General features: G+C 68.0%; 17 protein-coding genes, 1 tRNA gene and 1 pseudogene. 6 read left to right on the forward strand and 13 right to left on the reverse strand.

Features of this window, described 5'->3' with window-relative positions:
• Positions 1-167: 167 nt before the first annotated feature.
• From lexA to CSC76_RS12255, 4 genes are all read right to left on the reverse strand, one after another.
• A complete protein-coding gene (gene lexA, locus CSC76_RS12240; protein ID WP_162110292.1) occupies positions 168-809 on the reverse strand; it encodes a transcriptional repressor LexA in 642 nt (213 codons plus the stop codon).
• A 46-nt stretch (positions 810-855) separates the two neighbouring features.
• Positions 856-2541 (reverse strand): ABC1 kinase family protein, encoded by a 1686-nt coding sequence (locus tag CSC76_RS12245; RefSeq protein ID WP_162110307.1) that lies wholly within the window; start codon positions 2539-2541, stop codon positions 856-858.
• 31 nt (positions 2542-2572) lie between these two features.
• Positions 2573-3064 (reverse strand): CinA family protein, encoded by a 492-nt coding sequence (locus CSC76_RS12250; RefSeq protein WP_162110293.1) that lies wholly within the window; start codon positions 3062-3064, stop codon positions 2573-2575.
• A gap of 127 nt (positions 3065-3191) precedes the next feature.
• Positions 3192-5624: a TonB-dependent receptor gene (locus CSC76_RS12255; RefSeq protein WP_238394960.1), complete on the reverse strand. Its 2433-nt coding sequence runs from the start codon at positions 5622-5624 to the stop codon at positions 3192-3194.
• On the opposite strand from CSC76_RS12255, the gene CSC76_RS19070 reads away from it, so the two are divergent.
• From CSC76_RS19070 to CSC76_RS12275, 4 genes are all read left to right on the forward strand, one after another.
• Positions 5599-5979: a hypothetical protein gene (locus tag CSC76_RS19070; RefSeq protein WP_238394961.1), complete on the forward strand. Its 381-nt coding sequence runs from the start codon at positions 5599-5601 to the stop codon at positions 5977-5979. The two genes, CSC76_RS12255 and CSC76_RS19070, sit on opposite strands and share 26 nt — an antisense overlap.
• 203 nt (positions 5980-6182) lie before the next feature.
• On the forward strand, positions 6183-8723 hold the full coding sequence (mutS, locus tag CSC76_RS12265; RefSeq protein ID WP_162110296.1) for a DNA mismatch repair protein MutS: 2541 nt from the start codon (positions 6183-6185) through the stop codon (positions 8721-8723).
• Positions 8724-9126: 403 nt separating this feature from the next.
• On the forward strand, positions 9127-11373 hold the full coding sequence (gene katG / locus CSC76_RS12270; RefSeq protein WP_162110297.1) for a catalase/peroxidase HPI: 2247 nt from the start codon (positions 9127-9129) through the stop codon (positions 11371-11373).
• Between the two features lie 160 nt (positions 11374-11533).
• Positions 11534-12148, forward strand: coding sequence for a DUF937 domain-containing protein (locus tag CSC76_RS12275; protein WP_162110298.1), 615 nt, complete (start codon positions 11534-11536; stop codon positions 12146-12148).
• 46 nt (positions 12149-12194) lie between these two features.
• Here CSC76_RS12275 and CSC76_RS19075 read toward each other — a convergent pair whose 3' ends face one another.
• The 7 genes and pseudogenes from CSC76_RS19075 to ffh form a co-directional block, all read right to left on the reverse strand.
• On the reverse strand, positions 12195-12581 hold the full coding sequence (locus CSC76_RS19075) for an RNA-binding S4 domain-containing protein (protein ID WP_238394962.1): 387 nt from the start codon (positions 12579-12581) through the stop codon (positions 12195-12197).
• A 1205-nt stretch (positions 12582-13786) separates the two neighbouring features.
• Positions 13787-14184, reverse strand: a pseudogene (gene rplS, locus CSC76_RS12285) (50S ribosomal protein L19).
• 149 nt (positions 14185-14333) lie between these two features.
• Positions 14334-15092, reverse strand: coding sequence for a tRNA (guanosine(37)-N1)-methyltransferase TrmD (gene trmD, locus CSC76_RS12290; RefSeq protein ID WP_162110300.1), 759 nt, complete (start codon positions 15090-15092; stop codon positions 14334-14336).
• Positions 15093-15155: 63 nt separating this feature from the next.
• Positions 15156-15683: a ribosome maturation factor RimM gene (gene rimM, locus CSC76_RS12295; RefSeq protein WP_162110301.1), complete on the reverse strand. Its 528-nt coding sequence runs from the start codon at positions 15681-15683 to the stop codon at positions 15156-15158.
• A 38-nt stretch (positions 15684-15721) separates the two neighbouring features.
• Positions 15722-15979: a 30S ribosomal protein S16 gene (gene rpsP / locus CSC76_RS12300; RefSeq protein ID WP_162110302.1), complete on the reverse strand. Its 258-nt coding sequence runs from the start codon at positions 15977-15979 to the stop codon at positions 15722-15724.
• A 105-nt stretch (positions 15980-16084) separates the two neighbouring features.
• Entirely contained in the window at positions 16085-16885 is an 801-nt protein-coding gene (locus CSC76_RS12305) for an aminotransferase class IV family protein (RefSeq protein ID WP_162110303.1), read from the reverse strand.
• Positions 16886-17004: 119 nt separating this feature from the next.
• Entirely contained in the window at positions 17005-18375 is a 1371-nt protein-coding gene (gene ffh / locus CSC76_RS12310) for a signal recognition particle protein (RefSeq protein ID WP_162110304.1), read from the reverse strand.
• A 119-nt stretch (positions 18376-18494) separates the two neighbouring features.
• Here ffh and CSC76_RS12315 point away from each other — a divergent pair, with 119 nt between their 5' ends.
• Together CSC76_RS12315 and CSC76_RS12320 are read left to right on the forward strand one after the other, a co-directional pair.
• Positions 18495-19286 carry a cytochrome C assembly family protein gene (locus CSC76_RS12315; RefSeq protein ID WP_162110305.1) on the forward strand — a complete coding sequence of 264 codons (792 nt, stop codon included), beginning with the start codon at positions 18495-18497 and terminating at the stop codon, positions 19284-19286.
• Entirely contained in the window at positions 19283-19801 is a 519-nt protein-coding gene (locus CSC76_RS12320) for a demethoxyubiquinone hydroxylase family protein (RefSeq protein WP_202923526.1), read from the forward strand. The genes CSC76_RS12315 and CSC76_RS12320 overlap by 4 nt, the downstream gene beginning before the upstream one ends.
• Positions 19802-19934: 133 nt before the next feature.
• On the opposite strand, the gene radA is transcribed toward CSC76_RS12320, so the two are convergent.
• Positions 19935-21323: a DNA repair protein RadA gene (radA, locus tag CSC76_RS12325; protein WP_162110306.1), complete on the reverse strand. Its 1389-nt coding sequence runs from the start codon at positions 21321-21323 to the stop codon at positions 19935-19937.
• A 103-nt stretch (positions 21324-21426) separates the two neighbouring features.
• Positions 21427-21502 (reverse strand) — tRNA-Thr (locus CSC76_RS12330).
• Between the last annotated feature and the right edge of the window lie 27 nt (positions 21503-21529).

Below are 21529 nucleotides of genomic sequence, written 5' to 3' on the forward strand. Positions count from 1 at the left end.
GTGGTCGTATGCGGTGAGGTGAGTGTGGGGAGCGCCCATCGCACAGGCTGCGACGGAGCGGGCATGGGAGAAAATAAAATGCGGCGCGGCGCTGCGGGACCGGTCCAGGCCGTGCGGCCGTGTCGGAAAACCCCGCATGGCAGCATCGGAAGCGGCCCTGCGCGGATTCACCGGTTGGGCCTCACCAGGCCGCAGTACAGGCCTTCGATGGCGAAATCCTGGTCCGGCGCGACCTCGATGGGCGCATAGTCGGGGTTGCGCGGCAGCAGCCGGATGCGGTCCTTGCCGATCTTCAGCAGCTTCACCGTGATGGCGTCGTCGATGCGCGCCACCACGATCTGGCCGGAGCGGGCATCGCGGGTACGGTGCACGCCGATCAGGTCGCCGTCGAAGATGCCTTCGTCGCGCATCGAATCGCCCCTCACCTTCAACAGGTAATCCGGCGCCGGGGCGAAGAAGGCCCGATCCAGCAGCACGTAATCGTGGTGATCGGCATCCGCACCGATCGGCGCGCCGGCCGCCACCTGTCCCAGCACGGGCACACGCAGGCCCTCCTCGTTCGCGGCCGGGAATGCCAGATCCGGCTGGGGCGAAGGTGGGGCCTTGAGCAGGCGGATGCCGCGGGCGCGGCCGGGCACGCGTTCGATGGCGCCCGCCTGTTCCAGCGCCTCGAGGTGGTACTGGGCAGCCCGCACGCCCTTGAAACCGAAGGCCTTGGCGATTTCGGCCTGCGAAGGCGGCATGCCCTCGGCCTCCAGCCGTTCGGCGATCCGGGCAAGGATGGCGAGCTGGGTATCGGTCAGGTCCATGGTTAGTAGTAATACTACTAACGCCCCGCCCTGGCAAGGGTCGCAGCTAGCGCCGCCCGCTGCGCCAGATGGAGAACAGGATCCAGACCCCGCAGAGCGCGGCCCCGACGAAGCCCAGCACCCCCAGGGACATCAGCCAGCGGTTGGAGACCCCACCGCCCACGCTGTTCATTACGATCGAGGAACCGATCACCAGCGACGCCGTGATGATGCCCATCGTCAACCGGTTGGCGGCGCGGTCCACCTGTTCCCCGAAGGCCCTGAGCGTATCGACCTCGATGTGCATCTGCAGCTTGCCGCGCCGGGCCGACTGCAGCAGGCGGTGGACGTCGCGCGGCATGTCGCGCAGCAGGTCGACCAGGCCGGAGAGCGTGCGGCGCCCGCGCCGGACCAGTACATCCGGGGCGAAGCGCTCCAGCATCGCGCGCTCCAGGTAGGGTCGCGCCTCGCTGGCCATGTCGAAATCCGGATCCAGCTGCCGCCCCATGCCCTCCAGGGTGAGGAATGCCTTGATCATCAGCGCCAGGTCGGCCGGCAGGCTGAGGCCGTGCTCGCGCAGCATCGCCGTGACGTCGCCGAGCATCGCTCCCATGCGCAGGTCCTTGAGCGGGACCCCGCGGTACTGATCGACGAAGACGTCGGCCGATTCCTGCAACCGCACTTCATCGATATCGTTGTTTTCCTCGGTCCAGTCCGCCAGCACCTCGGCGACGGCGGCCGAGTCGTGGACCACCAGCCCATGCAGCAGGCGCACGATCTGGAACCGCCGCTGCTCGGTGACCCGTCCCACCATGCCGAAATCGATCACGCCGATCGCGCCATCCGGCATGTAGAAAATGTTGCCCGGGTGCGGGTCGGCATGGAAGAAGCCGTCCTCAAGCACCATCTTCAGCACCAGGCCCGCGCCCGTGCGCGCCAGCCGCACACGGTCCAGCCCCATCGCATCGACAGCGGCGAGGTCGCGCCCGGGCACGCCCTCCAGGCACTCCTGCACGTTGAGCCGCTCGCAGGTCCATTGCCAGTACACCCGCGGGATGACGATATCGTCGCGGCCAGCGAAGTTGTGCGCGATCCGCTCGGCATTGCGGCACTCGGCGGCGAAGTCGAGTTCGCGGCGCAGCGACGCGCTGAACTGCTGGACGATGCGCTGCGGATGGTAGCGGCGCAGTTCCGGCAGGTTCTTCTCGACGATCACCGCCAAGTGCTTCAGCAGCCGCAGGTCGGCTTCGACCGTGTCGCGGATGCCGGGGCGGCGGATCTTCAGGACGACGGCGCTGCCATCGGCCAGCCAGGCGCGATGGGCCTGCGCCAGTGAGGCGGCCGCCAGCGGCTTATGTTCGACGCGCGCGAATACCGCTTCGGGTTCGGCTCCCAGATCCTCGCGCAGTTGGGGAAGCACCGTGTCCCAGGGCAGCGCGGGCACGGCGTTCTGCAGCTTGCCGAGCTCGTCGATCCAGGCTGGCGGAAGCAGGTCCACGCGGGTGGCAAGCACCTGGCCGAGCTTGACGAACGTCGGCCCCAGATCCTGCAGGGTGCAACGCAGACGCGTCGGCACGTCCATGCGCAGGCGCCCTTCCTCCACCGCCTGCCAGTGCAGCAGCCGGCCGGCCTTCTCCAGCACCCCGGCCATGCCCATGCGCTTGACCACGTCGCCGAAGCCCCACCGGATCAGGACGGAGGCGATGTCCTGCAGCCGACCCAGATCGCGCACGGTGCCCAGCGTCTCCCACATCATGCGTCCGCTCCCCGCCGTGGCGCGCCGCTCACAGCGACTCCAGCCCTTTCAGTGCGGCTTCCACCGTCTGCCGCCGTACCGCTTCGCGATCGCCGGCGAACTGGAACAGCTCCGCGCGCGCGTAGCCGCCACGCCGCTTCCAGCCGATCCACACCGTGCCCACCGGCTTGTCGGGACTGCCGCCGCCGGGCCCGGCGATGCCGGTCACCGCCACGGCGACGCTGGCACCGGAGTTGACCAGGGCGCCGGACACCATCTCGATGACGGTCTCGCGGCTGACCGCGCCGTGGACCTCCAGGGTCTGCGGCCGCACGCCCAGCAACGCTTGCTTGGCCTCATAGCTGTAGGCCGCCATCCCGCAGTCGAACCAGTCGGAGGAGCCGGCGATATCGGTCACGCACTTGGCGATCCAGCCACCGGTACAGCTTTCCGCCGTGACCAGATGGTCGCGGCCCTGCCGCAGGCGCTCGCCGACATGGTGGGCCAGCACGCGCAAGGCTTCATCGGTGGGTACGGACATCTCTGGGTTCCGACAAGGGGGGCGTGCGTGTTGTAGCCGATTTGCCGGGCGCTGTCGCCCTGCCGGGCCACAAAAGAAAACGGCCCGCCGGGGAAGGCGGGCCGCTCGCCACATCGTGCGAAGGGGATCAGTAGCGGACGCGCAGCGTCACACCGTACATCCGGGGTGCACCCAGGAAGGCGTTGAACGTGTTGAACGGGTTGTTCGGGGCCGGCGAGACGTTCTGCAGCGGGCCGTCGAAGCCGACCTGCACGTAGTCCTCATCGGTGATGTTGGTGCCCCAGAACTCCAGCATCCACCGCTGGTCCTGCGCACCGATGCCGAAGCGCGCGTTCGCCACGGTGTACGCGTCCTGCATCTTTTCCGGGTCGAGGTCGGAGCCGGTGTTGTACTTGGACACGTACTTGGCGCCGATGTTGAAACGCGCCATCAGGTTGCCGATGTCCCACTCGTAGGTGATCGCCGCCGATCCGGACCACTTCGGCGCGAAGCTCATCTGCGCACCCTGCAGCTTGTACAACGCTCCGACCGAGGGGCATGCGGCGGAGGTCTGTCCCGGCCCGACGAAATCGCAACCCGGGATATTGTCGCCGTACTTCGTGTCGGCATACATCAGGCCGCTCTGCAGCATCAGACCGCGGATCGACTTCGGCTGCCACATCAGTTCGGCATCCAGGCCCTGCGAGGTGACTTCCGGAATCGAGCGCACCACGAAGCTGGTGCCCAGGAAGCTGTTGAGCTGGAAGTCCTCGTACTTCTGGTGGAACAGGGTGGCGTTCAGCAGCAGGTTGCCGTCCAGCCAGGTGGTCTTGGCGCCCAGCTCGTAGCTGTCCACGAACTCGCCGCCGAACGAGGTGTCGAGGACCGGCTGGATGCCGTTCGCACTGCCGCTGCTCAGTCCGTTCGACGACTGCACGCGATCCAGGTTGAAACCGCCGCCCTTGTAGCCGCGGGCGAACGAACCGTAGGTCATCACGTTGTCGTTCCAGCGATAGGCCGCCTTCAGCGTGCCCGACCATTCCTTCTCTTCGCGCTGCTGCACCGTGTCGCGCGTGGGTGCGTTGTGCAGCGGGTTGGCCCAGGGCAGGCAGCCGTAGCCGACCACCGTGGGCGCCGCCGCCGACGCCTGCGCCACGGTCAAGCCACGAGCCACCAGGGCCGCGACGACCTGCGCGGGATTGGCCAGCATCGCACCGCAGCCGGCGCCACCGTTGGGGTTGCTGTAGTTGGAGACCAGGCTCTTCTTTTCCCGGGTGTAGCGCAGGCCCACGGTGATATCCAGGGCGTCGGTGGCGTGCCAGGTGTTGTTGGTGAACAGCGCGGTGCTCTTGGCGTTCTGCTTGTAGGTGTCCAGCGCGCCGAGACCGGCGAAGACCGTGCCGAACGGACGTCCGCTGGCCTGCGACAGGAACAGCGGCGCGGTCGGCGACTGGCCCAGGGCAGGATTGATGATGGACAGCAGCGCCACCGACAGATACGGCTCGTAGTGCGCGCCCACGCGGTAGGTCTCGGTGCGGTCCAGATCCTCATCCGAATAGAACGCACCCACCATCCAGTCCACGCGTTCGGTGGCCCCGGTCAGGCGGAACTCCTGGCTGAAGGTGTCGAAGCCGGTGAAGGACTCGTCCTCGTCCGCATTGCGGTACAGGATGTCCGCCGTGCTGAAGTCGTAGTCCAGGCCATTGATGGCCTCCCACTTGCGCTGGGCGGTGATGGAGGTCAGCGTGGCGTCGCCGAACCACGGCGAATCCCAGTTGACCTCCACCGACACGCCGCTGTCCTTGATGTCCTGCGTGGTCGGCCGGTTGCTGTAGGCGACGCGGTCGAACGGATCGTCGCCCGGCGCGGCGACGGCCTGACCGCCAACGAGCGCATTGAGGATGGCGGCGGTGGCGCCCACCGTGGTCTCCACCGCGGTGCAGCAGTTCTCTTCCCGGCTGGTGAAGTCGCCGGCCACCAGGATGTCCAGGTTGTCGCTGGGCTCCAGCAGCAGCTTGCCGCGCACCGTGTGGAAATTCTGGTCGTAGTCGTCGGTTTCCTTGCGCGGACCATTGCCGGTGCGCACGTCCATCCAGCCGTCGCGCTTGCGCTTGGCGGCATACAGGTTGAACGCGCCCACCTCGCCCAGCGCGTCGTTGTAACTGCCGGACGCGCCCAGGGCGCCATGATTGCCCACGGTGACCTCGCCTTCGGCGCTCTGCGTGTAGCTGGGGCGACGGGTCACCACGTTGATGACGCCGGCGGAGGTGTTCTTGCCGAACACCGTGCCCTGCGGGCCCTTCAGCACTTCAATGCGTTCGAGCTGGCCCAGGTCGCCGAAGCCGACGCTGTTGCGTGGCCGGTACACACCATCGATCACCACGCCGACCGAAGACTCCAGACCCACGTTGTCCCCGACGGTGCCGATGCCGCGGATGCGCGCGGTGGTGATGGCCTCGCTCTGCGTGCTGGTCACGGTCATGCCGGGCACCAGGACCTGCAGGTCCTTGATGTCGCGCACGCCGGTGTCCTGCAGGAGTTGTTCGGAGATCGCAGTGACCGCGATCGGCACATCCTGCATGGCCTCCTCACGCTTCTGCGCGGTCACCGTCATGGTGGCCAGCGTGGTGGGTTCCTCTTCTTCGGCCGGCGCAGCCGCCTGCTGCGCGTATGCGTGCGAGGTTGCGCAGAGCGCTGTGAAGACGGCGAGCGAAAGCGCTTTGCGCCTGTGCGATGCAGTGACCATGTTGTCCCCTCCCAAGGGCCATGTTCTGGCGATGTCGTGCAAGAAAATCCGTAGTGGTACGGGCGGCATTACCGCCGAAAGCGAACGCAACTCCCCTTGCGTCAACGCGAAATTAACACCGGCTTCACAGCGCGGCATTCTGCACTGCGTCGATACGCAGGCCATCACTTTGGCATGGATAAGCCACTGATTTTACGAACGATCGTGCGGAACTCCGGTTACGCCCACCAGCTTCGCGCGCGCCGCAACGCCTCCCTCCCGCGTCATGGCAGGCAGGCACGGGCGCACGTCGACATCGGGGCGCGGCGCGGCCAGCGGCTACAATCAACGCCCTTTTGCCCCCTCATCCCCACTGGCCTCGTGAGCAAAGACAAGTCGGAACACACGCCCCTGATGAAGCAGTTCTTCGCCGCCAAGGCGGAGTACCCGGACCTGCTGCTGTTCTTCCGGATGGGGGACTTCTACGAACTGTTCTACGACGACGCACGCAAGGCCGCGCGGTTGCTCGACATCACGCTGACCCAGCGCGGCAGTTCCGGGGGCGCGCCAATCCCGATGGCCGGGGTGCCGGTGCATGCCTGCGAGGGCTACCTGGCCCGACTTGTGGCGCTGGGCGAGTCGGTGGCGATCTGCGAACAGATCGGCGACCCCGCCCTGGCCAAGGGCCTGGTGGAACGCAAGGTGGTGCGCGTGGTGACGCCGGGCACGGTGACCGACGAGGCCCTGCTCAACGAACGCCGCGACACGCTGCTCATGGCGGTCGCGCGCGGGCGCTCGGGTTACGGGTTGGCCTGGGCGGACCTGGCCGGTGGCCGCTTCCTGGTCAACGAGGTCGAGAACGACGACGCGCTGGAGGCCGAACTCGCGCGGCTTGAGCCGGCCGAACTGCTGCTGCCGGATGAGGAAGGCTGGCCGGCATTCCTGCAGCAGCGCACGGGAACGCGCCGGCGTGCGCCGTGGCTGTTCGACCCCGACAGCGGGCGCCGCCAGCTGCTGGGATTCTTCGGCGTGCATGACCTCACGGGGTTCGGCATCGACGACAAGGCATTGGCCACGGCCGCCGCGGGCGCCCTGCTGGGTTATGTGGAAGAGACCCAGAAGCAGCGACTGCCGCACCTCACCGCGATCGCGGTGGAGTCGGCCAGCGACGCGATCGCGATGAACGCCGCCACGCGCCGCCACCTGGAACTGGATACCCGCGTCGATGGCGACACGCGGCACACCTTGCTGGGCGTGCTGGACACCACCGTCACGCCGATGGGCGGGCGTCTGTTGCGGCGTTGGCTGCACCGGCCACTGCGCGACCGCCGCCTGCTGGGCGAGCGCCACCATGCCGTCGCCACGTTGATGGAACACACCGCGCGCGATCTGCGCACCGGCTTCCGCGGGCTGGGCGACCTGGAACGCATCCTCACCCGCGTGGCGCTGCGCTCGGCGCGCCCGCGCGACCTGTCCACGCTGCGCGATGGCCTGGCGCTGCTGCCGGAGGTGCAGGGGCATCTGGCACCGCTGGATTCGCCGCGCCTTCGGGCGCTGGCGGCGGAGCTAGGCGAGCACGCGGACACCGCGGCGCTGCTCATCGCTGCCATCGCCGCACAACCGCCCTTGAAGCTCAGCGACGGCGGCGTGCTGGCCGACGGCTACGATGCCGAACTCGACGAGCTGCGCCGGCTGAGCACCAACGCGGACCAGTTCCTGGTCGACCTGGAGGCCCGCGAACGCGCGAGCAGCGGCATCGCCACGCTCAAGGTGGGCTACAACCGCGTGCATGGCTATTACATCGAGATCAGCAAGGGCCAGGCCGACAAGGCGCCGGTGCACTACACGCGCCGGCAGACACTGACCGGCGCCGAGCGCTACATCACAGAGGAGCTCAAGCAGTTCGAGGACAAGGTGCTGTCGGCACGCGAGCGTTCGCTGTCCCGCGAGAAGCTGCTGTACGACGCACTGCTGGATACGCTCAATGCGCGCCTTGAGCCGCTCAAGCGCTGCGCTGCCGCGCTGAGCGAACTGGACGTGCTCGCCGCCTTCTCCGAACGTGCACAGGAACTGGACTGGGCGCAACCGGAACTGGGCGAAGCGCCCGGCCTGCGCATCGAGCGCGGACGGCACCCGGTGGTCGAGGCGGTGCGCAAGGAACCGTTCGAGCCCAACGATCTGGTGCTGGACGAAGGCAGGCGCATGCTGGTGATCACCGGCCCGAACATGGGCGGCAAGTCGACCTACATGCGGCAGAACGCGCTGATCGTGCTGCTGGCCCACATCGGCAGTTTCGTCCCGGCATCGCGTGCGGTGATCGGGCCTATCGACCGTATCCTCACCCGCATCGGCGCCGGCGACGACCTGGCGCGCGGCCAGTCCACCTTCATGGTGGAGATGGCGGAGACCAGCTACATCCTGCATCACGCCACTGCACAGTCGCTGGTGCTGATGGACGAGATCGGCCGCGGCACCTCGACCTACGATGGCCTGGCGCTGGCGGACGCGGTGGCGCGCCACCTGGCCGGCACCAACCGCTGCTACACGCTGTTCGCCACCCATTATTTCGAATTGACGGCGCTCGCAGGAGAACCCGGCAGCGGCATCGCCAACGTGCATCTGGACGCTGTGGAGCACGGCGATACGCTGGTCTTCATGCATGCGGTGAAGGAGGGGGCGGCGGACCGGAGCTTCGGCCTGCAGGTGGCCGCGCGGGCCGGCCTGCCCAGGACCACGCTGCAGCAGGCACGCCGTCGGCTGGCCGAGCTGGAACAGCGTGGCCGGGAAACCCATGCATCGGACATGGCGCCGCAGGCGCTCGATGCGCCGCAACAGTTCGGCCTGTTCGCCGCGGCGCCCTCGGCCGCACAGGAAGCGCTGGCGGCGATCGATCCCGACGAACTCTCGCCCAAACAGGCGCTCGAAGCGCTGTACCGTCTCAAGGCGCTGCTCTGATCCTGTAGGCGCGGGATGCCTGCGCATTCCTCCCACGCCCGCCCGACCATCGCAGCGGGGCACGACCGCGCACGCGCCTACAACACCCGCGTAACGCCTGCGGAGTATCGTGGGCGCGTGCCGGGGGGATGCCGACAGATGGCGCAACGCACCATTGAATGCCGCTATCGGACTCTTCGCAAAAAACGATTTTCCTTGATCGTCTGCACTGCCTAGTCTGGTCGCCATCCGCCCACGCCCTCGAGGACGTCAGCCGTGTGCACACCCGCCCTGCCGTCCTCCCTGCACCCTCCTCCCCCGCTCGCAACGAAGCGCACGTCGCATCGCGCGTCGCTTTTTCCTTTCTGCACCGACGCATTCCCGCCCCCTCCTGAAACACCCCACTGCCCTAGGAAGCCCCGCCATGACCACTGAATCCAAGTGCCCGTTCCATCCGACTGCGGGTGGCGGTACCGGCAATCGCGACTGGTGGCCCAACCAGTTGCGCCTGGACCTGCTGAACCAGCACTCGTCGCGCTCCAACCCGCTCGACCCCGGCTTCGACTATGCCGAGGCGTTCAAGAAGGTCGACTACCACGCGCTGAAGAAGGACCTGCGCGACCTGATGACCGATTCGCAGGACTGGTGGCCGGCCGATTTCGGCCACTACGGCGGCCTTTTCGTCCGCATGGCCTGGCATAGCGCAGGCACCTACCGCATCGGCGACGGGCGCGGCGGCGGCGGCCGCGGACAGCAGCGCTTCGCGCCGCTCAACAGCTGGCCCGACAACGTCAGCCTGGACAAGGCGCGCCGCCTGCTGTGGCCGATCAAGCAGAAGTACGGGCAGGCCATCTCGTGGGCCGACCTGATGATCCTGACCGGCAACGTCGCGCTGGAAACGATGGGCTTCCGCACTTTCGGCTTCGGCGGTGGGCGTGAGGACACCTGGGAACCGGACCAGGACGTGTACTGGGGCCGCGAGACCACGTGGCTGGGCGGCGACATCCGCTATGCGCACGGCTCCGAGGGCGTGGAGAAGCCCGACGACGAAGGTGTGCTCGTCTCGGACGACACGGCGGACGGCAACGTGCAATCGCGCCGGCTGGAGAACCCGCTGGCGGCCGTGCAGATGGGCCTGATCTATGTGAACCCGGAAGGCCCCGACGGCAATCCCGATCCCCTGCTCGCGGCGAAGGACATCCGCGACACCTTCGCCCGCATGGCGATGGACGACGAGGAAACCGTCGCCCTCATCGCCGGAGGCCATACCTTCGGCAAGACGCATGGTGCCGGCCCCGCCGACAACGTGGGGGCCGAACCGGAAGCGGGCGAACTGGAACAGCAGGGCCTGGGCTGGCACAACAGGTTCGGCAGCGGCAAGGGCGGCGACACCATCACCTCGGGCATCGAGGTCACCTGGACGCAGACGCCCACGCTGTGGAGCAACAAGTTCTTCGAGAACCTGTTCGGGTTCGAATGGGAGCTGGAGAAGTCGCCTGCCGGCGCCCACCAATGGGTCGCCAAGAACGCGCCGGAGGACGTGCCGCTCGCGCACGACCCCACCCGCAAGCAGCGCCCCAAGATGCTGACCACCGACCTGTCGCTGCGCTTCGATCCGATCTACGGGCCGATCTCCAAGCGCTTTCTGGAGAATCCGCAGGCGTTCGCCGATGCGTTCGCGCGGGCGTGGTTCAAGCTGACCCATCGCGACATGGGCCCGCGCGCGCGCTACCTGGGTCCGGAAGTGCCCAAGGAAGAACTGATCTGGCAGGACCCGCTGCCCAATGCCGACTACGCACCCATCGATGCGGCCGACATCGATACGTTGAAGGGCAAGGTGGCGGCCTCGGGACTGTCCGTGTCCGAGCTGGTCGCCACGGCGTGGGCGTCGGCGTCGACGTTCCGCGGCGGCGACAAGCGCGGCGGTGCGAACGGCGCGCGTATCCGCCTGGCGCCGCAGAAGGACTGGGCGGTCAACCGACCCGATCAGCTGGCGAAGGTGCTGAAGGCACTCGAACACATCCAGATGGAATTCAACCTGGAGGCCAGCGGCGGCAAGAAAGTGTCGCTGGCAGATCTCATCGTGCTGGCAGGCGGTGTGGGCGTGGAGCAGGCAGCGAAGGCGGGCGGCGTCGACGTCACGGTGCCGTTCCGTCCCGGCCGCACCGATGCACGCCAGGACCAGACCGATGTCGCGTCGTTCGCCGTGCTGGAGCCCTTCGCCGATGGGTTCCGCAATTACCTCAAGGGACGCTCGGTCGTGCCCGCCGAACACCTGCTGGTCGACAAGGCGCAATTGCTGACCCTCACGGCACCGGAAATGACGGTGCTGGTCGGCGGCCTGCGCGTACTGGGCGCCAATGCGGACGGCAGCGACACGGGCGTGCTCACCGACAGGCCAGGCACGCTGAGCAACGACTTCTTCGTCAACCGGCTCGACATGGGCACGGAGTGGAAGGCCACCGGCGACAACCGCTACGCGGGACATGACCGCAAGACGGGGGCGAACAAGTGGACCGGGAGCCGGGTCGACCTGGTGTTCGGCTCGAACTCGGTGCTGCGCGCACTGGCCGAGGTCTATGCCAGCGCGGATGGCAGGGAAAAGTTCGTGAAGGACTTCGTAGCGGCCTGGACGAAGGTGATGGAACTGGACCGTTTCGACCTGCACTGATCTTCCACCGCAGGCCTTCGCAACGCCGCATGGCCGGATCCGGCATGCGGCGTTGTCGTGTCCGCCGGTCGGTCCACAGGAATTGTGAGTCGGTGGCCGGTCAGATTGGCGCTAGCATCATCCGCGACTCTCCATCCCCGTCCAGGAGGACGACCTTACGATGAGCAACGCATCCCTCGCCGAAGATCTCTTCGCCCAGTTGCAGGGCGCCCCGCTGCAGCAGGTCTCCCAACAACTCGGCATCGGGCAGATGCAGGCCTCCAGCGCGGTAAGTGCCGCGCTTCCGCTGCTATTGGGCGCGCTGGGTCGCAACACGGCGCAGCCGCAAGGCGCGGAAGCCCTGTTCGGCGCCCTGCAGCGCAACCACGCCGGTCTCGACCTTGGCAGCGTGCTGGGCGCGGTGCTGGGCGGCGCTTCGTCGCCGCAGGCCAATGGCGCCGGCATCCTCGGCCACATCTTCGGCGGCCAGCAGAACCGGGCCGAACTGGGCCTGGGCCAGGCCACCGGCCTGGGGGGTGAGCGCGCGGGCCAGTTGCTGAAGATCCTGGCGCCCATCGTGCTGGCCTTCATCGCCCAGCGCATGAGCCAGGGCGGCGCGCAGAACAACCCGCTGGGACTGGCCGAAGTACTGGGCCAGGAGCAGCGCCAGGTGCAGCAGCAGGGCGGCCTGGGCGGCGGACTGCTCGGTGCGGTGCTCGACCAGGACGGCGACGGCCAGCTGGGCCTGGGGGACATCCTCAAGATAGGCAGCGGCATGTTCGGCGGCGGACGCTGAGCGGCCCGCATCATGCAAGACGAAGGGCGCCTCGGCGCTCTTCTTTTTACATCGCGTCGATGTCGCCCAGCGCGCGGATCAGGCGCCGCGCACGCTTGTCGGGTCTGGACTGTGGCGCCTGGTAGCCGGCGCGCTCGGCCCGCCGCTGCGCCAGGGCCGCTTCGCGCCGCGCACGCGAAGCTTCGGATTCGACATACAGCGCCTGCGCTGCGGGGGCAGGCCCACGCTGATCGCTGAGCCCGCGCACTTCGATCTCGTAGGTGTCGTCACCGCGCGTGATCGCCAGGACATCGCCCACGCGCACGGCGCGCGAGGACTTGGCCCGTTGTCCGCCCACGTCGACCTTGCCGGTCACGATGGCCTGCTTGGCCAGGCTGCGGGTCTTGTAGAAGCGGGCGACCCAGAGCCAGATGTCCAGCCTCAGGGTCGCCATGCCCTGCTCATCCGATCCCAAATTCATCACGTCCTCACGCATCAGCTTGATGCCTACCCTACCGGGTCTCCGCCAGTCCTGTGGCGATCCTGCGCGCCAGTTCGACGCTCTCCGGTGCCGCCAGCCCGCCCCAACGCTGGTCCGCGTCGCCCAGTGCCATGCCGGCCGCCACCAGATCGCCGCCGCGAGCAGCCCCCGCACCTGCGCCAGGTCGGCGTGAACACGCTCGCTCAGCCTTTTCCTGCATGTTTCCAGGGCGGCGTGGTCGGACGGCGGCAAGGGCGCATCCAACCATGCCAGCACCTTCTGGAAGGCCCGCCTGTCCGGCGTGGCGTGGCCGCGCAATCCCATCGAGTGGCGATGCACCTGTTGCACGCAGAATTCCTGCATGGAGCGCTGACTGGCCGCGTCCGCACGACGATTGGGCAGGTCGTGCGCGCCGGTAACGTAGGCCAGGCGCACCGTCGTCTGGAACAGTCGCATCAGATCGGCGGGCGGCGCGGTCAAACGCGTGCTCCCGATGGCGTCGCTCCCCGCATTCAGAAGCGCACCACGGAACACGTCGGGATAGGCCAGCGCGACCCTCAACGCCGTCCGAGAACCTCCCGAGAACCCGCCGACGAACACGCGCTCGGGGTCCACCGGATACCGCGCGGCGATGCCGTGCGCCGCATGCAGCGCCAACGGCATGCGGCGATCGAACACGATCGCTTCGTTTCCCGCTTCGCGGGGCGACACATAGATCATGCCGTGCGCTTCGAGGGTCGGCATCCAGTCCATGGGCGCACGGTACGCGTCCTGGGGTGGAATCCAGACGAGCAGCGCATAGCCGCGTGGGGGCGGCGGTTTCCGCGGGACGAAGACGTCGAAGCGGGCCTGCGCGATATCCACCGTCTGCTCGGCCAGTTGGCGCCCTGAGCCGGACACATACCGCTGCATGCGATCGAAGGTGGTGGGCGTCTGCGTGCGGCGCGCGATCTCACGCGCGCCCGCGAGCGGAGAAGGCGCATCCAGGCGAACGTCGTCCTGACGCCCCTGGCCGGCGACCAGAACAGCCGGCCATGCCAGGGCAGCCATCATGCAGATCGCAATCGCGCACCGCCTCATCCGCGTGCATCAGGACTCATCGTGCAGGAGGGCGACATTAAACAAAAAGCCCCGGCACAGGCCGGGGCTTCGTTGCGCATCCGGTAAGGGGCGCGCGTTTACTCGGCAGCAGCGGCAGCGGCCTGGCGCGCGGCCTTGGCGGCGGCGTTGGCGGCCAGGTCTTCCTTGATGCGGGCAGCCTTGCCTTCCAGGTCGCGCAGGTAGTACAGCTTGCCGGCGCGGACCTTGCCGCGGCGCTTCACTTCGACCGAGTCGATCGAGGCGCTGTGGGTCTGGAACACGCGCTCGACGCCGTAGCCGTGCGAGATCTTGCGCACGGTGAAAGCGGAGTTCAGGCCGGCGTTCTTCTTGGCGATGACGACGCCTTCGTACGCCTCACGCGCTCGCGGTTGCCTTCCTTGACCTTCACGTTGACGACGACCGTGTCACCGGGGCCGAACGCGGGCAGCTCGCGCGTGATCTGGGAGGCTTCGAATTCCTGGAGGAGCTTGCTCATGTTGGCACCAATGCTTGTATGCGTGATCGTGTCTTGCGACAGCGGAAACTGATGCAGTCGCCGGATTGCGCTGCACGATATTCTTATGGGATCCGGGGACGTGAACCGCCCAAGGGTCGCGCATTCTACCGGATTCCCGGCGCGGCTGGCTACCCTGCCCCGTCCCGGCCCGCCAGATCGGCCCGGAAGGCGTCCAGCAGGATCCGGTCGGCCTTGGACAGGCCGGCCTCGTCCAGCAGGTCCGGGCGACGGAGCCAGGTCCGGCCCAGCGCCTGCTGGCGGCGCCAGCGCGCGATGGCCGCGTGGTCGCCGGAGCGCAGGACGGCCGGCACGTCGCCCAGCGGATGGCTCGAAGGCTGGGTGTAGTGCGGGCAGTCCAGTAGGCCGTCTCCCTCGAAACTGTCCTGGATGGCCGACTCCGCATCGTTCAGAGCACCTTCCTGCAGGCGCCCGACCGCGTCGATGACCACGGCCGCCGCCAGTTCGCCGCCGGACAGGACGTAGTCCCCGATCGACAATTCCTCGTCGACTTCGGCCTCAAGGAAGCGCTCGTCCACGCCCTCGTAGCGGCCGCACAACAGGATCATCCTCGGCAGCGCCGCCAGTTCGCGCGCTTTCTTCTGGGTGAGCGGCGCGCCCTGCGGGCTCATGTAGATCACCGGCGCCGGAACCGGATCCGCCGCCCGGACCGCTTCAAGACAAGCCCGCAGGGGCTCGAGCAGCATCACCATGCCCGGGCCGCCACCGAACGGCCGGTCGTCCACCCGGCGGTAGCCGCCGGTGGCGTAATCGCGCGGATTCCAGCCATGCAGCGACAGCAGTCCGCGCTCCTGCGCACGTCCCACCACGCCCACGGCTGCGGCCTGGGCGATGAACTCGGGGAACAGGGTCATGACGTCGATGCGCATGGCGATCGGCTACAACTCGATGAGGACGCAGGGTAACCGCCATGGCGGTCGCTGGCGACGTGACTAGAACTCCGGATCCCAGTCCACGGTGACCACCCCCGCCTCGAAATCCACCGAGCGGATGTAGTCGGGATCGACGAACGGGATCAGGCGCTCGCGGTCGCCACGCGCCACCAGCACTTCGTTGGCACCGGTCGAGAACAGGTGCGAGACGGTGCCGAAGTCGGTGCCGTCCACATTGACCACGCGCAGGCCTTCCAGATCGACCCAGTAGAACTCACCGGCGCTCGGCGGCGGCAACGCGGAGCGCGGGACGAAGATCTCCTGCCCGCGCATCGCTTCTACCTGGTCGCGATCCTCCACCCCCGGCAACGTCGCCACCAGGTGCTTGCCGGACGCCTTGCCACGCGCGCCACTGAGCTCGCGCTCGACGCCGGCGGCATCGCGCAGCGTCCACGGCTGGTAGCGGAAGATGGCCTCGCGCGGCTCGGTCCAGGATTCGATCTTGATCTGGCCGCGCACACCAAAAGCGCCCAGTAGCCTTCCCAGCAGAATCATCTTGTGCGGAGTCGGTGGGCGCTCGGTGTTCATGCGGACGGAAGGCCGCGCGGCGTGCGCGGCCGGGTCGCTCAGGCCGCCGGAGCGGACTTGGCGACTTCCTTGTACAGGTTGCGGACCTTTTCGGTCAGCTGCGCGCCGTTGCCGACCCAATGGTCGACGCGCGCGGTGTCGAGCTCGACGCGCTTTTCGTTGCCGGCGGCGACCGGGTTGTAGTAACCCACGCGCTCGATGTTGCGGCCGTCACGCGCGCTGCGCGAGTCGGTGACGATGATGTGGTAGAAGGGGCGCTTCTTCGCGCCGCCGCGGGTGAGACGGATCTTGACCATGGTGTTTTCCAGTGTTGCCCAGTCGCCAGAATGGCGAGGTAAGCCCGCTATTCTAAGCCATTGAACCGCTCAGGAAACCCCACCCGGGCTCTCCCGTCCCCGTGGTCAGGCCAGCGGCTCCCACGACACCGCCTCAAACACCCCCACCAGCCGCGCCATCAGGGCCGTATCAACGCCCCATGCGACGTCATCGATGCCCACCACCGGCTGTACCCCACTGGCGTTGCAGGCAAAAGCAGCCCGGAACCGCCCCAGATCATGCCGAAGGACCGGCGTCGACCGCTGGGGCACGCCGGCCCGGGTCAAGGCAGTCTGCAGCAAGCGTTCGGCCGTTCCCCGCAGGGCCGGCCCCTCTGGCCAGGTGACGGCGTCGCCGTCCCACAGGCCCAGATTCCAGATCGAACCCTCCACCACCTGCCCGGTCGTATCGACGAACAGCGCGTCGTCGAACCCGTCCGCCAACGCCTGCCGTCGATAGTGGAACCGCGGAAACGTGCCCACGTGCGTGAACTGCGGCAGCGGGCGCACGAACGGGTACGTCTTCACCCGCAGCGCCGGCTTCCCCGCCGCGGAGGGCGGCGACAGCGTGATCAGGACATCCGGCGCCACGGCACGCGCCGGGTCGCGGTAGTCGAACTGCGTGGAGAACACGGTGACGCGCACAGACGCATCACGCAGGCCGGCCGACGCCAGCGCATGCGCCGCCTGCTGCAGTGCCGACGCGCCATCGAGCGAGGTGCCGAACAGCGCCTGCGTCGCATCTTCCAGTCGTTTGACGTGCAACTCGCGCCCCTGCACGGCGCCATTGCGCACCTGCATCGAGGTGAAGTGGCCGTAGTTGGCCAGTGCCAGCGCGCGCAAATTCTCGGCGGTTGCCGGTTTGCCGTTGAGGAAGGCGGAGGTCATGCGGGCGACTCCTGATCTCGTTGTAGGAGCGACGTGAGTCGCGACCGTGGAAACGGAATCGCCCTGAAACCTGTTGGCGCGCGGTCGCGACTCACGTCGCTCCTACAGGAGGCAACATCTCAGCGGAACGGCATGCCGCCGCGGCCGCCCATCATGCCCTTCATGTTGCGCATCAGGCCCTTCATGCCGCCGCCGGCCAGCTTGCCCATCATCTTTTCCATCTGCTGGTACTGCTTCATCAGCTTGTTGACGTCGGCCGGGGTCAGGCCCGCGCCCTTGGCGATGCGGGCGCGGCGCGAACCGTTCAGCAGCGCCGGATTGCGACGCTCCTTCTTCGTCATCGAATTGATGATGGCGATCATGCGCGGCACTTCCTTGCCCTGCTGCACCTGCTGCTTCACGTGCTCGGGGATCTGGCCCATGCCCGGCAGCTTGTCCATCAGGCCGCCGATGCCGCCCATGTTCTGCATCTGCTCCAACTGGTCGCGCATGTCGTTGAGGTCGAACTTCTTGCCCTTGATGACCTTGGCCGCCAGCTTCTCGGCCTTCTCGCGGTCGACGTTCTGCTCGACCTGCTCCACCAGCGACAGCACGTCGCCCATGTCGAGGATGCGGTTGGCCACGCGCTCGGGGTGGAACACGTCCAGCCCGTCGGGCTTCTCGCCAACACCGATGAACTTGATCGGCTTGCCGGTGATGTAGCGCACCGAGAGCGCCGCGCCGCCGCGCGCATCGCCGTCGGTCTTGGTCAGCACCACACCGGTCAGCGGCAGCGCCTCGCTGAACGCCTTGGCGGTGTTGGCAGCGTCCTGACCGGTCATCGCGTCGACCACGAACAGCGTCTCCACCGGCTTGACCGCCGCGTGCAGCGCCTTGATCTCGGCCATCATGGCCTCGTCGATCGCCAGGCGGCCGGCGGTATCGACCAGCAGAACGTCGACGAAGGACTTGCGCGCATCGTCGATGGCGGCGCGGACGATGTCCTCCGGCTTCTGCCCGGCGTCGGACGGGAAGAACAGCACGTCCACCTGCTGGGCGAGCGTCTTCAGCTGCTCGATCGCGGCCGGGCGATAGACGTCGGCGCTGACGACCATCACCTTCTTCTTGCGCTTCTCGCGCAGGTGCTTGGCGAGCTTGCCGACGGTGGTGGTCTTGCCGGCCCCCTGCAGGCCGGCCATCAGGATGACGGCGGGCGCGGGCACGCTGAGGTTCAGGTCACTGGCCTGCGAGCCCATAACCGCGGTCAGCTCGTCGCGGACCACCTTGATCAGCGCCTGGCCCGGGGTGAGCGACTTCAGCACTTCCTGGCCGACGGCGCGCACCTTGATGCGCTCGATCAGTGCCTGCACCACCGGCAGGGCCACGTCGGCCTCCAGCAGGGCGATGCGGACCTCGCGGGTGGCCTCGCGGATGTTCTCCTCGCTCAGGCGGCCACGGCCGCGCAGGCGCTCGATGGTGCCGGAGAGGCGCTGGGTCAGGGATTCGAACATGGAAGCAGGCAGGCCAAGGGAAAACGGACGGCGATTATAGCGGCCCCGGCCCGGCCGCCCTGCGTCATGAGGTCCGCCTGCGCCTGCGCCGGTGCCGTCTGCTGTGCGACACTTCCCTGATGACAGTCATTCTCATCGCGGTTGTCCTTTACCTGCTCGCCGCCGGCCTGCTGGTCCGGTCCGTCGCCGGCGATTCAGGCGAGCCCTCACGCCCCTGGCTGTGGCCAGCACTGGGCGCCGTGACGTTGCACGCGGCCTACCACCTGCTGGTGGCCTGGCGCACGCCGGGGGGCCCGGACATGCACTTCTTCGCGGCCCTTTCACTGGTGTCGCTGGGCATGGCGGCGATGACGCTGCTGGTGGCCATCCAGGGCCGGATGGCGGCGCTGGGAGTAGTGGCCTTCCCGCTCGCGGCCGCGCTGCTGGCCTCCTACCACCTGTATGGCCACCAGGCCTCAAGCGGGCTGGACTGGCGGCTGCAGCTGCATGCCTGGCTGGCGCTCCTGGCCTACGCTGCGCTGGCCATCGCCGCACTGCTGGCGGTGATGCTGTGGGCGCAGGAACGCGCCTTGCGCCGGCGCGAATTCCACCTCTGGCTGCGCGCCCTGCCCCCGTTGACGGAGTTGGAAGACCTGCTGTTCCGCACGATCACGGTGGGCTTCATCCTGCTGCCCGCCACGCTGCTGACCGGCGTGCTGTTCGTCGAGAACTTCCTGGTCCAGAAGCTCACCCACAAGACCGTGCTCAGCGTGCTGTCGTGGCTGGTCTTCGGCGGCCTGCTGATGGGCCGCTGGCGCTACGGCTGGCGCGGCGCCAAGGCGGTGCACTGGACCCTGACCGCGATGGCGCTGCTGCTGCTGGCGTTCTTCGGCAGCAAGTTCGTGTACGAGATGGTGCTGAGGCGGGGTTGAGTACGCGCCTGGGCGATCGGATCCTGAAGGTCGATCACGCGGGCGAGCACGGCGCCGTCAACATCTATCGCGCGCAGATCCTGGTGGCACGCTGGACGGCACCGCACATGACGCCGGTACTCCGGCACTTCCTGGAGCACGAGCTTGGCCACCGCGCGCTGTTCTGGGGCCAGCTCCAGGCGCGAGGTGTCCGCCGCTGCCACAGCTATGTGTTGTGCGGGGTGGGAGGCTGGACGCTGGGGCTGGTGACCGGCCTGCTGGGCGCGTCAGCCATCGCGGCGACCACGTACGCCGTTGAAAGCGTGGTGTTGCAGCACCTGCTGGAACAACGGCGGCAGCTGGAGACCGCCGACCCGGACGCTTTAGACACCGTGTCGCACATCATCGCGGAAGAACAGGAGCACCACGATCGCGGCCGCGACGCAATGCAGGCAGGCGCCTTCTGGCCGCCGATGCTGACACCGGTCGTGCGCGCGTCGACCGAGGCGATGATCTGGCTGGGCATGCGCCTCTGATGCTCGTCGCGACCTGCTCCTTGTAGGAGCGACGTCAGTCGCGACCGCACGGCTGACGCGTGCACCGACTTTCCAAGGACAAATCGATCTCGCGGTCGCGACTCACGTCGCTCCTACAAAAGCCGCGTGAGCCCTACTCCGCCGCCGCTTCCAGCGCCTGCGACAGCCGCTCCACCGCCACCACCTCCAGCCCCTTGAAGCTGCCCGACTTCGGCGCATTGCCCTTGGGCACGATGGCGCGCTTGAAACCATGCGTGGCGGCTTCGCGCAGGCGTTCCTCGCCGTTGGGCACGGGGCGGATCTCGCCCGACAGGCCCACTTCGCCGAAGGCCACGGTCTTCTCGGCCAGCGGGCGATCGCGCAGCGAGGACAGCACCGCCAGCAGCACCGGCAGGTCGGCCGCGGTTTCCTGCACGCGGATGCCGCCTACCACATTGACGAACACGTCCTGGTCGCCCACCACCACGCCGCCGTGCCGGTGCAGCACGGCCAGCAGCATGGCCAGGCGATTCTGTTCCAGGCCTACCGCCACGCGGCGGGGATTCGACAGCGGCGAGCTGTCCACCAGCGCCTGCACTTCCACCAGCAGCGGACGCGTGCCTTCGCGGGTGACCATCACGCAGCTGCCGGGCTGCTGGGCGCTGCCGGACAGGAAGATCGCCGACGGGTTGGGCACTTCCTTCAGGCCCTTCTCGCCCATCGCGAACACGCCCAGTTCGTTGACCGCGCCGAAGCGGTTCTTGAACGCACGCAACACGCGGAAGCGGCTGCCGCTCTCGCCTTCGAAATACAGCACGGCATCGACCATGTGCTCGAGCACGCGCGGGCCGGCGATACCGCCTTCCTTGGTCACGTGACCCACCAGGAACACGGCCGTGCCGGTCTCCTTGGCGTAGCGCACCAGCCGCGCCGCGCTTTCGCGCACCTGGCTGACGGAGCCGGGCGCGGCGGTCAGCGATTCGGTCCAGAGGGTCTGCACGGAGTCGGCGACGATCAGCTTCGGCCGCGCCACCGAGGCATGCTGCAGGATGGTCTCGATGCCGGTCTCGGCCAAGGCCTGCAGGTTGTCCAGCGGCAGGTCCAGGCGCACGGCGCGGCCGGCGACCTGGGCCAGCGATTCCTCGCCGGTAACGTACAGGGCCGGCAGACTGGCCGACATCCGGGCCAGGGCCTGCAGCAGCAGGGTGGACTTGCCGATGCCGGGGTCGCCGCCCACCAGCACCACGGCCCCCTCCACCAGGCCGCCGCCCAGCACGCGGTCGAACTCGCCGATGCCGGTGGTCACCCGCGCCTCTTCGCTGTGGCGCACGTCCTTCAGGGCGGTGATCCTGGGTGCCTCGGCCTTGCCGGCCCAGCCGGAGCGGCGGGCGGCGGCCGGGGTGCCGGTGGCGGTCTCCAGCACGATCTCGCTGAGGGAGTTCCAGGCGCCGCAGTCGGCGCACTGGCCCTGCCATTTGCTGTGGTCAGCCCCGCACTCGGTGCAGACGTAGGCGGTACGGGACTTGGCGGAGGTCTTGGCCACGGGAAACCTGTCGGGACGTCGAGCGGCTACTGTATCGGGCCGCCGTCTCCGGGGGCGAGACCCGGAAAAACAAAGCCCCGCCGAAGCGGGGCCTTGTCACGACTGGTGCCGGAAATAGGAATCGAACCTACGACCTACGCATTACGAATGCGCCGCTCTACCAACTGAGCTATTCCGGCGGAGCCGCGAATTTTAGGGGTTGGGGT

This window comes from Pseudoxanthomonas mexicana, from assembly GCF_010093385.1.
In the GTDB taxonomy this organism is placed as follows: domain Bacteria; phylum Pseudomonadota; class Gammaproteobacteria; order Xanthomonadales; family Xanthomonadaceae; genus Pseudoxanthomonas_A; species Pseudoxanthomonas_A mexicana.

Coding starts and splice junctions, on each gene's coding strand:
- lexA (WP_162110292.1), bottom strand. CDS start 809: ATGGACCTGACCGATACCCAGCTCGCCATCCTTGCCCGGATCGCCGAA.
- CSC76_RS12245 (WP_162110307.1), bottom strand. CDS start 2,541: ATGTGGGAGACGCTGGGCACCGTGCGCGATCTGGGTCGGCTGCAGGAC.
- CSC76_RS12250 (WP_162110293.1), bottom strand. CDS start 3,064: ATGTCCGTACCCACCGATGAAGCCTTGCGCGTGCTGGCCCACCATGTC.
- CSC76_RS12255 (WP_238394960.1), bottom strand. CDS start 5,624: ATGCAGGATGTGCCGATCGCGGTCACTGCGATCTCCGAACAACTCCTG.
- mutS (WP_162110296.1), top strand. CDS start 6,183: ATGAAGCAGTTCTTCGCCGCCAAGGCGGAGTACCCGGACCTGCTGCTG.
- katG (WP_162110297.1), top strand. CDS start 9,127: ATGACCACTGAATCCAAGTGCCCGTTCCATCCGACTGCGGGTGGCGGT.
- CSC76_RS12275 (WP_162110298.1), top strand. CDS start 11,534: ATGAGCAACGCATCCCTCGCCGAAGATCTCTTCGCCCAGTTGCAGGGC.
- CSC76_RS19075 (WP_238394962.1), bottom strand. CDS start 12,581: ATGGCGACCCTGAGGCTGGACATCTGGCTCTGGGTCGCCCGCTTCTAC.
- trmD (WP_162110300.1), bottom strand. CDS start 15,092: ATGCGCATCGACGTCATGACCCTGTTCCCCGAGTTCATCGCCCAGGCC.
- rimM (WP_162110301.1), bottom strand. CDS start 15,683: ATGAACACCGAGCGCCCACCGACTCCGCACAAGATGATTCTGCTGGGA.
- rpsP (WP_162110302.1), bottom strand. CDS start 15,979: ATGGTCAAGATCCGTCTCACCCGCGGCGGCGCGAAGAAGCGCCCCTTC.
- CSC76_RS12305 (WP_162110303.1), bottom strand. CDS start 16,885: ATGACCTCCGCCTTCCTCAACGGCAAACCGGCAACCGCCGAGAATTTG.
- ffh (WP_162110304.1), bottom strand. CDS start 18,375: ATGTTCGAATCCCTGACCCAGCGCCTCTCCGGCACCATCGAGCGCCTG.
- CSC76_RS12315 (WP_162110305.1), top strand. CDS start 18,495: ATGACAGTCATTCTCATCGCGGTTGTCCTTTACCTGCTCGCCGCCGGC.